The 13,388-nt window shown below is 40.3% G+C and carries 14 protein-coding genes; all 14 read left to right on the forward strand.

The window, feature by feature from the left end; translation table 11 throughout:
- Positions 1–22 precede the first annotated feature (22 nt).
- The gene (locus AC1DV1_RS08475) at positions 23–1,045 is read left to right on the forward strand and encodes a glycosyltransferase (protein WP_477357492.1); all 1,023 of its coding nucleotides are present in this window, start codon (positions 23–25) and stop codon (positions 1,043–1,045) included.
- An 8-nt stretch (positions 1,046–1,053) separates the two neighbouring features.
- The gene (locus tag AC1DV1_RS08480; protein WP_477357494.1) at positions 1,054–2,004 is read left to right on the forward strand and encodes a nucleotide-diphospho-sugar transferase; all 951 of its coding nucleotides are present in this window, start codon (positions 1,054–1,056) and stop codon (positions 2,002–2,004) included.
- The gene (locus AC1DV1_RS08485) at positions 1,944–2,789 is read left to right on the forward strand and encodes an FkbM family methyltransferase (RefSeq protein WP_477357496.1); all 846 of its coding nucleotides are present in this window, start codon (positions 1,944–1,946) and stop codon (positions 2,787–2,789) included. The genes AC1DV1_RS08480 and AC1DV1_RS08485 overlap by 61 nt, the downstream gene beginning before the upstream one ends.
- Complete coding sequence (locus tag AC1DV1_RS08490; RefSeq protein ID WP_477357498.1) at positions 2,786–3,568, forward strand: DUF5672 family protein; 783 nt, start codon at positions 2,786–2,788, stop codon at positions 3,566–3,568. The genes AC1DV1_RS08485 and AC1DV1_RS08490 overlap by 4 nt, the downstream gene beginning before the upstream one ends.
- Complete coding sequence (locus AC1DV1_RS08495) at positions 3,517–4,521, forward strand: glycosyltransferase family 2 protein (RefSeq protein WP_477357500.1); 1,005 nt, start codon at positions 3,517–3,519, stop codon at positions 4,519–4,521. Before AC1DV1_RS08490 ends, AC1DV1_RS08495 begins: the two co-directional genes overlap by 52 nt.
- Before the next feature lie 78 nt (positions 4,522–4,599).
- A complete protein-coding gene (locus AC1DV1_RS08500) occupies positions 4,600–5,550 on the forward strand; it encodes an FkbM family methyltransferase (RefSeq protein ID WP_477357502.1) in 951 nt (316 codons plus the stop codon).
- Between the two features lie 3 nt (positions 5,551–5,553).
- Positions 5,554–6,492 (forward strand): glycosyltransferase family 2 protein, encoded by a 939-nt coding sequence (locus AC1DV1_RS08505; protein ID WP_477357504.1) that lies wholly within the window; start codon positions 5,554–5,556, stop codon positions 6,490–6,492.
- Entirely contained in the window at positions 6,485–7,702 is a 1,218-nt protein-coding gene (locus AC1DV1_RS08510; RefSeq protein WP_477357506.1) for an acyltransferase family protein, read from the forward strand. Before AC1DV1_RS08505 ends, AC1DV1_RS08510 begins: the two co-directional genes overlap by 8 nt.
- A gap of 36 nt (positions 7,703–7,738) precedes the next feature.
- Entirely contained in the window at positions 7,739–8,890 is a 1,152-nt protein-coding gene (locus AC1DV1_RS08515; RefSeq protein WP_477357508.1) for a glycosyltransferase family 61 protein, read from the forward strand.
- The gene (locus AC1DV1_RS08520) at positions 8,878–9,414 is read left to right on the forward strand and encodes an acyltransferase (RefSeq protein WP_477357510.1); all 537 of its coding nucleotides are present in this window, start codon (positions 8,878–8,880) and stop codon (positions 9,412–9,414) included. Before AC1DV1_RS08515 ends, AC1DV1_RS08520 begins: the two co-directional genes overlap by 13 nt.
- Positions 9,407–10,318: a glycosyltransferase gene (locus tag AC1DV1_RS08525; protein WP_477357512.1), complete on the forward strand. Its 912-nt coding sequence runs from the start codon at positions 9,407–9,409 to the stop codon at positions 10,316–10,318. The genes AC1DV1_RS08520 and AC1DV1_RS08525 overlap by 8 nt, the downstream gene beginning before the upstream one ends.
- A gap of 38 nt (positions 10,319–10,356) precedes the next feature.
- On the forward strand, positions 10,357–11,274 hold the full coding sequence (locus AC1DV1_RS08530) for a hypothetical protein (RefSeq protein WP_477357514.1): 918 nt from the start codon (positions 10,357–10,359) through the stop codon (positions 11,272–11,274).
- A complete protein-coding gene (locus AC1DV1_RS08535; RefSeq protein WP_477357516.1) occupies positions 11,259–12,236 on the forward strand; it encodes a glycosyltransferase family 2 protein in 978 nt (325 codons plus the stop codon). The genes AC1DV1_RS08530 and AC1DV1_RS08535 overlap by 16 nt, the downstream gene beginning before the upstream one ends.
- Positions 12,237–13,388: a glycosyltransferase family protein gene (locus AC1DV1_RS08540; RefSeq protein WP_477357518.1), complete on the forward strand. Its 1,152-nt coding sequence runs from the start codon at positions 12,237–12,239 to the stop codon at positions 13,386–13,388.

The raw sequence follows: 13,388 nt of genomic DNA on the forward strand, positions 1-13,388 counted from the left end.
TGTTTATTTTAAAGTTTTGTAAATGCAATTAGGCGTATCAGTTATCATCTGTTGTTATAATAGTGCTAAACGCCTACCTGAAACCCTGAAACATTTGGCAATGCAACTGGTACCCGCAAATATTTTATGGGAAGTTATTGTAATTGATAATGCATCAACAGATAACACCTTCCAGGTTGCTTCTCAGGAATGGGAGAAATACATTACTCCAAATGCTGGTTTCAGGGTATTGTCCCAACCAATTCCCGGTAAAAATCATGCTCATAAAATGGGAATCATCGCTGCCAGGTATGAATATATACTTACCTGCGATGATGATAACAGGTTATGTGCCGACTATGTGAGTACAGCTTACGAAATTATGTGCGCCGATAATAAAATTGGCGTGCTGGGCGGTTGTGGCATATTCGACCCGGAACAGCCCGCCTGGCCGGATGTTGAAAAACATAAGCAGTCTTATGTAAATGGCTCGCAAACCTGGGCTGCAACAGAACATTGGGTATATGGTGCAGGATGTGTTTGCAGAAAAAGTTTATTTACAAACCTTTATAATAAAGAGTGGCAGCAAATTACATCCGGAAGAAATGGCACCAAATTAATTTGCGGCGAAGATGTTGAAATTTGCTTTGCTTTTTACCTAACTGGTTACAAAATAGTAGCAAATGACCAATTAACTTTTCATCATTTTGTGMCGTTAAAAAGGCAAAACTTAAAATACCTTCTAAATTTACAGTACTGGATAAGCTACTCTTATGTATTACTAAACAATTATCTTATGCTGATGGATGGAGATAAGCGCTCAGTAAAGAAAAAATTAAATGATTGGTTTATTTATAATGTAAAAGCCCTGATCATGTTTACAGTAAAATTGACCAGGCAAAAACTCACAAAATGGCAGCCCCTAAGTGTTGATGAAAAATTGAAGCTACAATCCTACCTTGGTTCCCTGCTATCAATTTTCAATAACCGAAATAAAATCATAAAGCATCATGCTCAGTTAATGAGTATGTTAAAAAAACAGGAGATACTTAATCAGGATTATTGAGTTTGCAGATGTTTAGTACGCCAATACTTTTTTTAATTTTCAACCGTCCCCAAACTACAGAAAAGGTTTTTGAAAAAATACGCAAGCAAAAACCCAAACGCCTATTTATTGCCGCAGATGGTCCGCGAAAAAATAACCAGGCCGATGTTGAACTATGTAAAATCACCAGGAACATTGTTTCAAAAATTGACTGGGAATGCGAAGTAAAAACTTTATTCAGGGAAGAAAATTTGGGTTGCGGATTGGCGCCTGCCGAAGCCATTACCTGGTTTTTTGAAAATGTTGAACAGGGCATAATACTTGAAGATGATATAGATACCGATCCGTCGTTTTTTACCTTTTGTGAAGAATTGCTTAATTATTATAAAAACGACGAACAAATAATGCATATAAGCGGCAGTTACTTTTTTACCGACTTAAAACCTAAAGACACCACAAACAGCTACTATTTTAGCAAACAGATACATGGCTGGGGCTGGGCAACATGGAGGAGGGCCTGGAAATTTTATGATTATGACATGAAAGACTGGTCGTCATCAAACACTGATGTGCAACTGAAAAGCTATTATGGCGATCATTACCCTTTTTGGAAGAATATTTTTTCAAACATGCAATTTAAAGGAAACGACATATGGGATTACCAGTGGATATTTGCGGTGTATAAGCAAAACGGCATTGCTATAAATCCAACAGCAAATTTGACCAAAAATATAGGTTTTGATACAAATGCTACGCACACAACCAACCCCAATTCAAATTATGCTAAAGTAAAATTAGATTCTATATTGCACATTAGCCACCAGGGCAACAGAGATATTAACACCGAAAACGACACATTGTATTATAAACACTACCTTGGTTTTGATTGGCGTGCTGAATTAGAAAAACAAAAACTTTCATGGAAATTAAAAAACAACTTAAAAAGGTTAAGAAGAAAGTTACTGAGCTTTTTAAGGTAGATGATCAAGCGCTTTCGGTTAAAGATAAGCGGCTGCTTCAAAAACAGGATCGATATCAACCTGTAGATGTGCCTTTTCACGGTAAAACAATAAAAATTGTCGACGCCGTCACTTTTTTAGGTTCTTATGATGAAATATTTGTACATGGCATTTACAAATTTGAGCCAACAAATAAAGAAATTACCATAATTGATTGTGGCGCCAATATTGGTCTTGCAGCCATTTATTTTGCGATAAATTATCCCACTGCAAAAATTGTTGCTTTTGAGCCCGACCCTAATATTTTCAAAGTATTAAAGCAAAACGCTGCTACATTTGGCAATGGTTCAATTATTTGCCGTAACGAGGCTTTATCCAACCGGGATGCCCTGTTAACCTTTTGGCTGGAAGGAGGCCATTCGGGCATGATTGTTAATGAAGCCGGCGACAGGAAAACATCACAGGTAAAAGCAACACGTTTAAAATCATTCCTGGGTACTTACGAAAACATAACCTTTTTAAAAATTGATATAGAGGGAGAAGAAATTAACGTAATACCTGATATAGCAGAAGAGCTAAAAAAGGTTGATTACCTGTTTTTGGAATATCACTCTTTTATTGATAAACCACAGAACCTTGAATTACTGCTAAGCTATATTACAGCTGCCGGCATGCGCTATTACATCAAAGAAGGCGCGCATAAATCATATCCGTTTATTAACAAAGAGATATTTTTGGGGATGGACATGCTGATCAATATCTTTTGTTACCGTAGCCAGCCTGTTGCCACCCTAACGCCACAATGAGTAACCTTGTAGCTGTAGTTATCCCTATATATAAAAAAAAGCCAGATAGTACCGAGCTTATGTCATTGAAACAATGTCTATCTGTTTTAAAAGACTATCCCATCATATTTTTAGGCGCTGAAAATTTTGATGCTGCCGTTTACAGTGATCTCTGTGGTAATATCCCGTTTAAAATGGCAACTTTTGACGAATTTTATTTCGATAGCATTGCCGGGTATAATCAACTGATGTTATCGCCCGGTTTTTATAAACGGTTCCTTAATTATAAATTCATCCTTATTTACCAGTTAGATGCCTATGTTTTTAAAGATGAGCTAACGTACTGGTGCAATCAAAATTACGATTTCATTGGCGCGCCGCACATACCTCACGAAAACCAAGCTACCGGCATTCAATTTTTAAGGGGATATTCCAAGTTCATTTCCTTTGTTAACCGGGTTTTTAAAACAAAGCATCAAATAAGCAACGTAGGCAACGGTGGCTTTTCTTTAAGGAAAACCAAAACATGTTACTGGTTGCTTAAAATACTAAAAGGAAAAGTTAAAGCCTGGGGCACCCATAATGAGGATGGTTTTTTTAAATATTGGGGAAATGTATTTTACCCGCTTTTTAAATTGCCTGCCGATGAAGTGGCCCTAAGGTTCTCGGTAGAAGAGTCGCCGGCCCAATCATTAAAAAAACTTAACGGCCAACTGCCTTTTGGCTGCCATGCCTTTGAAAAACATGAATGGGAAACCTGGAAACCACTGATATTAAAAAACAGTCAAACACCAAATTGAACCTCCCACTTCCTGATCTTGCAGCATACCGTTCTTTATTCCAAAAAAAGGGAGTAGGTTATCCTTTACCTGTAGTGGCATCGGCAAAAGATGGTTTATTAAAATTACTGCCCTGCCCCGGGGGTAAAACCGGCTGGCCGTGGACAGAAGAAAGCAGCCCGGCTATTTATGCCGATAACACAACATGGCCTAAATTAACTATTGTTACCCCGTCCTTTAACCAGGGCCAATTTTTAGAGCAAACCATCCGGTCGGTGTTGTTACAAAACTACCCTAACCTGGAGTATATTATAATAGATGGCGGCAGCACAGATAATTCCAAAGATATCATTGAAAAATACTCGCCATGGATCAGTTACCGGCAAAGTGAAAAAGATAATGGCCAAAGCCATGCTATTAACTTAGGCTTTAGCCTGGCATCGGGCAATTATATGGCCTGGGTAAATAGCGATGATTATTATCTAAAAGATGTGTTTTACTTAGTAACCCGCAAGTTTATTACCACCGGGGTCGATTTTATATATGGCTATGCATATAACTTCCACGTTAAAACAGCACAATTTGAATTAATAAAAGTTAATCCTTTATTAGATTATTTTATACGTATCCCAGTGCTGCCGCAGCCATCCTGTTTCTGGGCTGCCCGCATTCATCAGCCGGTTAATGAGGCCTTACAATGTTCGTTAGATTATGAACTTTGGCTGCGCCTGGTAAAAGGCAATACACGGTGTTTAATTAAACAACCATTGTCGGTGGCCAACGTACATGCGGATGCAAAAACATCAAGCCCGAAATTGGATGCGGCACGGGAACAAGACCATTGGCTCATTTGCAGCCCCGATGGCCACGGCCCGGTTAATGACTGGGACAGAAGGATATTGTTTCACCGGGCATATCTCAAAATCATGCTCATTTTAGACAAGATTAGCCTTAATAAAAACGGTGAAAGCTAATGTCCATAACGTCTTTATAAACCACATAAAAAAACGCTTTTATACTTCATTACAATAACACCTGATTAATAACCGATTTTGAAAAATCTTGTCAAAAAATTACTTTCCGTTTTTAGCATCAAAGTCACGATTGAAAATAAAAAACACCATTTACTTAAGCTGGGCCTGGATAACAATAACTACAAATTGGTGGATAATGGCCAAAGGCTGTTATTAACAGATTTTTCACTCTTAATAGATCCGCTAAAACATGATTATATTTTAAAAAGCATCAGCTATTTATATGATTTAAAGGAAAAACAAAACGCACAATTTGAATTTGACGACAATGAAAGGTTAATTGTTAAAATAGGCTCGTTAGCTTATAATATTCAAACCTATGAAGAGTTTTTTATTTTAAATGAGGTTTTTATTCATGGAGTTTACAACATTGAAACTCCGGGCAAGTTTGCATTGATTGATATAGGGATGAATGTAGCCATCACTTCTCTGTATTTTGCGGGCAACGCCGATTGTTTATCTATTTACTCGTTTGAGCCATTTAAATTAACATTTGAACAAGCATTGTTCAATATGTCTTTAAATCCGGGCATAAAGAATAAGATTAACCCGGCCAATTTCGGCTTAGGTGATACAGCAAGACAGATAACCGTACCCTATGATAAAATAATCAAAGGCAATATGGGCATCAATGGTATTCCCAGCCATTCTATGCGTGCAAACCAGGAGATTTTGAACGACGAAATAGAAATCAGGAATGCAGCCGAAACGCTTTTGCCAATTATAAAATTGATAAAAGAAACAACCGATACTATAGTTTTAAAGGTAGATTGCGAGGGTGCCGAATATGAAATTTTTGAATCATTTGCAGCTTCGGATTTGCTGAGCAGCTTCAATGCCATTATTATTGAGTGGCATGCTAAAGGCCCCGAACCCATATTGACATATCTGAAAGAGTCAGGATATACCATATTCGCTTTTGACCCGGCAAGTAAATCGGCCGGTATGATTTATGCCTTTAAAAAATAGGCTTTGACAACTGCTCTTAAATACTCGCTTCTTGTTCCCTGTTATAATTCAGAAAGGTTTATCGACGGCTTTTTAGCCAGCATCGGTAAATTGAATAAAGCTTTTGACGAGGTTTTGTTTTATGACGATGCAAGCACCGATAATACAGTTTCTGTGCTGCAGAAAAGGGGCTGCACTGTAATAAGAGGCGAAACTAACAAGGGGCCGGGCTTTGCACGCAATACGCTTGCATCAGCGGCAAAAGGCCAATGGTTTCACTTTCATGATATTGACGATCTTTTAGAGCCCGACTACCTTGTAAAAACGGCAGCCATAGCCCAAACCGGCAATTACGACGTTGTGCTTTGTAACGTTGACTGGTATAGTACCGATCAAAAGACTATTTTACTCAGTTGGAAGTACTCCAATGAACAGATAAAACAAAACCCGGTTTCGTACACCATCGGCCACCCTATTGGCGGTATTAACGGCCTGTACCGAAAAGAGAAATTTACAGCAGCAGGCGGCTTTGATACCAGTTTGCGTATCTGGGAAGATGCCGACCTTCACGTGAGGTTGGCCGGCGCCGGTGCCAGGTTTTATGTTATTGAGGAAGTACTTTCTATTTCTATCCGGTACTCAAATTCGGCAAGCCAGGATCAAACAGCCGGCTGGCTAACCAGGTTAAGCCTTTTGCAGGCTTATCAAAAGCAGTATGCTGATAAAATCATTAGGGATATGATAGGCCGGCAGGCACAGCTTACAGCAAGTAAGCTTATCCTTTCGCGGCAATATGATGCAGCAAAATCTGCCTTAAAACTAAGCGAGCTATGTGGTTTAAAAGTACCGGATAGCAAAAACCCGGTTTGGAGAGTACTGAACACTATTTTGCCGGCACGGTTAAGAATTAAGTTAAGGATGGAACAACTAAAGTTTGCATTTAAAAACAGCGCTAATGATTGAGAAAAAAACACCTCCGGTTTATGATAACAAGCTGGAAGGACTGAGAGGTTTTTGTGCGCTGGCTGTAGTATATGCTCATTTGATCCCCTGGGGGTACTTTCAATCGTCTAAAATGTCGCCCAACAATCCTTTACGTTACCTTGATTTTGGACACGAGGCTGTTCTTATATTTTTTATGCTTTCGGGCTACGTCATCGGGTTAAATCATATCCATACCCCTTTTAATAAAATAAACGTTATTTCTTATCTTAAAAAAAGGGCCGTCCGTTTGTACCCAATATACCTGATGGCAATTATCATTTCATTTTTGATTATCACAAATAAGGCGTTTTCTGTACAACAATTAATAGGGCACCTGTTTTTTACACAGGAAATTCTTGTAACAACTATTTCGTCAAATAGCCCCTTATGGTCGCTTAGCTATGAGGTTGTGTTTTATCTGTTTTTTTTAGTTTTATGGCGGGCAGGCAAATACAACACTTATTTATGTTTAGCAATTAGTATTTTATCGGTTGCTTACATATTGAAAAATCCCGGAGCCACAATTTTAAAATCGCTATTGATTGGCGCAATCTTCTGGATGCTTGGCCTTTATATAGCCCAAACTAAAACCTTGATTATAGCAACAGTCAAAAGAAAATGGCGTTCATTTATAAGCTATTTTGCTATAATCCTGTCAATTCATTGTTTTGATACCCGCGAGCTTTTCCATCAAATGGTACATTTAAAACTCGACTATATTTTTAAAGTTACTTTTGGGGATTTACTTTATTTACCGGTCTGCTTTATTATGATTATGGAGCTAAGCAACAGGAGCGTAAAATATATAAATTGGATAAAGCTTGCTGCGTACGCAATCCCGGCACTCCACTTGTTTTTATTGCTTTACTTTAAACATCACTTGTTTTCGAAGCCCGATTGGATTTACGGAACATGCTATTTCGCCTTCGCGGTTATCACACTACCCATCAATTTTAAAATTGACTTTTTTAAGCGGTTAAGTAAATTGGGGAGTATCTCATACGCCCTGTATGTTTTCCATTTCCCTGTATTTTATTTTTTAAATAAATGTCTTGCAAAATATCTTTCGGGAGTTCCTTTATTTGTGTTGGGCATATCGGCATCAATAATAATTATCGGTGCCCTGTCAACAACTGCCGAGCTCGTTGTTCAACCGCGGATAAAAAGATATCTCATCGGTAAAAGTTAACTTTGATAATGCAATTAAAAACCGCAGGTTTATAAAATGATCATAGAACTTTTAAAAAAATTGTGGATCAGGTACTTCACCGGTAACCCATACCAAATTAAAAGTTTTATAGACATATACCGTCCCCAAATAGGCGAAGCTATTGACCGTCCCGAATCGCTTACCGGCATTTTACTGCATGAGCCGGGCAAGCCGGTGGCTTACCATTTACCGCTTATAACTTATAACCAAACCGCCCCTCAGCAAACTGTTGGAGAACAGCCAAGGTTTAAAACCAATGGTGTGTTTAAAGAGCCTGAACGGTACCTGTACAGTGTATCAAAAGGTACAGTGTGGTGTGCTATCGGTTTGGTATACGATAGCCAAAGGCGATGTTTTATTGATGAATCTGCAAAGGAATGGACAGTTGATTTAAGGGACTCCGTTTTTACCAACGTAATTCATTTTCCGAAAAAAACTTACGTTGAAGGCACCACCCTGTGCTGCCTTACTAATGGGGCCGACGGCGGCTTTTATCATTTTTTATTTGAATCCATAGTCAAAATCCATTTTGCCATGCCAATAATAAAGCATGTTGATCATATCCTGTTTAACGGCCCGGCAACCGATTGGAAATTAAAGTGGCTGCAAAGGGCAGATATCGATACGTCAAAAATAATCTGGGCTGATAATAAGGCTCATTTTGAATGTGAGCAGCTGTTATTTACCAGCAGGCTGGTTAGTGATCAGCAAATAAACCCATGGGGCATTGGAGCCCTAAAAGCGCTGTTCAACATCACACCAACAAATCAAACGACACCCGGTAAAGTACTCTGGATCACCAGGAAAGAGACTAAATCACGAAATATTGCATGGGAACACCAGCTTATGGAACACTTCCCCTCAATTGAAATTATTGACCTTTCGGGTCTGAGCTTTGCTGAAACCATTCAAAAAATGCAATCCGCCACACATATTATTGCACCTCATGGTGCAGGTTTAAGTAATATTTACCTGTGTAACAAGGGTACACATATTTTGGAGCTATACCCCGAAGGGATGCTTTTTAAGCCTTGTTTTCACAGGCTGTCGTCGGTATGCGAGCTGAAACATCATGTAGCCTGGCTCAATTTTGAAGATGAGCACGACACTAAACAGGGCCTTCCTTTTTTGAAAACATTATTGAATGATTTTGTATGTCAAAATTAATAAGTAACCTGTACGCCATTTTTTTCAGGTTGATGGGCATAACTATTCGCAAGCCTGTTATCATAAAACCAAATACCTTTTTGTCGCGGGGCTTTTTGAACGGGCAAAAGGGAGAGATCACGATTGGCTCACAGTGTGAGTTATCAAGAGGCGTAATTATCAAGGCCTACGGTGGGAGAGTTAACATAAACAAAAACACTTTTTTAGGCGAATACGTATGTATTTACGGTCACGGAGATGTGGAGATAGGCGAAAACACATTGATTGCTATGCATACATGTATTGTTAGTTCCAACCATACCATCCCCGATAAGGCTACGCTAATCCGGTCGCAGGGCGATATTTTGCTCCCGGTTAAAATTGGTAACGACGTTTGGATAGGCGCCGGGGTTAAAGTTTTAGGCGGTGTTACCATTGGCGATGGCTGTGTTGTTGGTGCCGGTTCGGTAGTTACCAAAAGCCTGCCGCCCTATGCTATAGCAATGGGGGTGCCCGCAAAAATAGTGAGCTACAGGAATGGCTGATATGCTAAGTGTTATTATCCCCACTTACAACCCTGATGCAAACAGGCTTGCTAAAACGTTAACCGGTTTACAAAAGCAAAGCCTGCCAATACAGGCATGGGAACTAATAATAGTTGATAATAACTCGAGCCAACCCATTAATGCAGAACTTGGATGGCACCCTAATCATAAAATTGTCAGGGAAACAGTGCAAGGGCTAACCTACGCCCGGCTAAAAGGTTTTAATGAAGCCCGCGGGCAGGTATTGATATTGGTGGACGATGACAATATACTGGATGAAAACTACCTGCAAAACACATTAAAAGCATTCCAGGAACAACCTAAGCTTGGTGCCATAGGGGGTAAATCACTTCCTTTGTTTGAAAGCGACCCGCCGGCCTGGCTATCGGAGTTTTATTCAAGCCTGGCGTTACGCGATCTTGGCGACGAGGTGTTAACTGCGTCATGGGATTATAAATACCCCGTTTGCGCACCCATTGGTGCAGGAATAGCCATCAGGAAAGCGGCGCTGAACACTTATATCAAAAAAATCTCCACGCAAAAAAATGTCATTACCGATAGAAAAGGCGATTCCTTAAGCTCGGGTGGCGATAACGATATTATTTTAGAAATACTGAAAGCCGGCTGGCACGTGGGGTATTTACCAGGCCTGGTATTGCATCATATCATCCCGGCGCAAAGGATGGAAGCCGGCTACATAGCCCGGTTAATCAATAATAGCAGCAACTCCTGGGTTCGGCTGCTGCAAAGCCACGGTATAAATCCCTGGCCGCAAATTTCAGTCTGGACAGTTTTTCCGCGCAAAGTAAAGGCGTGGTTTACTTATAAAGCCTGGATAAATAATGTAAACTACATCAGGTGGCAGGGCGCCTGCGGTACTTTTGATGGTTTGGCCAAACAATGAAAAGCCGTCATTTATCTATTTTAAATCAATATTTATAGGTGCTACAGTCTGTAATTAACGTTTTATATCGTTACCCAAAAGCCCGGCTAAATCATTTTAGCCGTTTTGGCGGATATTTTAATTACCGCAGAATGTTGCAGGGGCAAAAACTGATGCAGCAGGCATCCGCTCATTTACCTCCTGTTCAATCGGCGGTTGATGGCCTGGAGATATACTTTTTAACCGGAAAAAAGTACCTGTACCAAACACTGTTTTGCATCCAATCGTTAATAAAAGTCAGCCAAACTCCTTTTAAATTTATATTGGTTGATGACGGCAGCTTTGACGAACAGTTAATTAAACAAATAAATACCCAATTGCCCGGCGCCGGTATAGTGAACAGGCAAATGGTAGATGAAAACCTCGACAAAATATTGCCAAAACACCAATACCCGGTTTTACACCACAAACGCCAGGTTTACCCGCATATTAAAAAGCTGACAGATGTACATACCATTTCCGGTAATAACTGGAAACTCGTCTTAGATTCGGATATGCTGTTTTGGGATGATCCGCTGGACTTAATTAATTGGTTAAAAAAACCCCAAAAACCTGTATACATGCAGGATTGCCAGGAATCGTACGGTTACAGCAGGCAATTGATGGAACAGCTTTGTAAAAACAGGATTCCAACGCTACTAAATGTAGGCGCCATTGGCCTCAATAGCAGTATGATAAATTGGGACGATTTAGAAAGCTGGACAAAAGCACTTGAAGAAAAAGAAAGCAGTTCATATTATCTTGAACAAGCTTTAACTGCTATGTTATTAGCCAATGTTGATGCAGTGGTTTTACCTGCGGATGAATATATTGTTAACCCGGATGCCAGCAGGATTGATCGCCATATGGGGGCACTACATCATTACGTAGATTTATCAAAAGAAGGGTACTTTAAGAAAGCATGGAAAACGATATAAAGAACATGTCTGTTTCTGCACCTTTAGTTTCTGTATGCATTCCTGTTTATAATGGTGAAAACTATATAAGTGATACTATTAATGCGGTTATCAATCAAACCTACAGCAACATCGAAATAATTGTGGTCGATGATGGCTCTACAGATAGCACCCCCAGTTTATTAAAAAACCTGCCGCATCAAAATATCAGTGTTTATTATCAGCAAAACCGTGGTGCTGCCGCTTCCCGTAATTTGGCTTACACTAAATCAACAGGCCGGTATATCAAATTTTTAGATGGCGACGATACCATCAATCCCCAAATGGTTGAAAGCCAGGTTAAGCTTGCCGTTGAAAACCCCGATTGTATAATTTCGGCCAAATGGGGCAGGTTTTACAACAACAGCCTGGATACTTTTAAGTTGAGCCCCGAAGATTGCTGGCAAACACTGCCTGCTTATGATTGGATCTGCTCGTCATGGAAAAACGGCCATTCGATGACACAATCCGGCATTTTTTTATTGCCAAAGCAAATCATCGAAAACGCCGGCCTTTGGGACGAACAACTTACCCTGATTGACGATCTGGATTTTTTTACCAGGATTATACTGAAATGCAAATCGGTAGTGTTTGATCCAAATTCCATATTATACTACCGGTCGGGCAATAGCGGTAGTTTATCTGATCGTAAACAGCAGGAGGCCATGCAATCGGCGTTCACGGCTATTGATAAAGCCACCAAAAACCTGCTGGCCGTAAAAACAAGTGCCGAAGCCAAGCTGGCCTGCGCCAATACCTGGCAGCATTATGTATACATTGCTTATCCCAAACAAAGGCGGCTGGCAAACGAAGCCCAAAAACGGGTAAATGAGCTTGGCGGTTCTACATTAAAATTCATGGCCGGGGGCATAACCAAAGCAATTGCCGGTTTAATTGGCTGGAAAGCCACAAAACGCTTTAAACAAATATTTAACATCCATTAATTGAGAATCCTCCTTTCATTTTTACAGGATAATGGTGGCCAGCCACATGCCATACCCGCATATCGTTTTTGGACATACTATATCAAAAACGGTATAGAGGAAGCCGGAATGCAATGGACCGAAATACCGGGCCTTGACTGGGCTGCCGGCCTTGTACCTTATGAAAATGACCCTGCCCTGCAACAATGGAAACAGCAGGCATGGGAAAAAACTATAAACCACATTAAATCAAACCGCGGGCAAATAGATGTTTTTTTGTGTTATTTATATCCCAAACAAATAGATACCGGGGCAATAAAACAAATTAAAGCGATGGGAGTACCATGCGTTAATTTTTATTGCGATAATGTGCGTTCGTTTACCAAACTACCGCGCCAGTTTAAGGTTTTCGACCTGGTATGGGTGCCTGAATTTGAAGCCTTGCGCCTTTATCAAACCGCCGGGGTTCCGCATATTAATTTGCCCATGCCCATGTGGGTTGATCCACAATACCGCGATTTTAACAGGCAGGAAATTGATGTCATCTCCTTCATCGGGTCAAAAGATGATTTACGCGCACAGCTTTTGGCAGACGCAATTGCCGGGGGCATCCCTATACAAATCAGGGGAAATGGCTGGAATGATGACACAAATGAGCCTGCAATAAAGCCACCGTTACAAAGTCCATCGTCCAAAATGAAAAACCAGTTCAACCTGTTGCGCAACGTAGGGATCAACGGATTTGTAGCGTATCATCGTAAACGTAATGAAAAACTAACCGAAGCGCATATCCCCGCCGGTAACATACTTGAAAAGCCGGACTTTGATGAATACATCCGGCTTAGCCGCCAAAGCTGTATAACACTCGGCATTAACCGGGTGCCCACATTTAGTAAACACATGGTAACCTATAGCCGGCTCCGCGACCTGGAAGCGCCCATGCTTGGTGCCTGCTACCTCACTGAATATACTGCGGGCTTAGCCCAATTATATGATTTGGGCACCGATATGGAAACCTACACCAATGCCGATGAACTGGTTTATAAATGCACGGAACTCATCGCATCAAAAAACAAGCGTAAAGAATTAAGGATAAAAGGGCAGCAGCGAGCACTTACCACCCATTCCATACCACAATCATTACAACTCATAAAAACCCGGCTATTTAGCTAA

Source organism: Mucilaginibacter sp. P4_D1, from assembly GCF_056401935.1.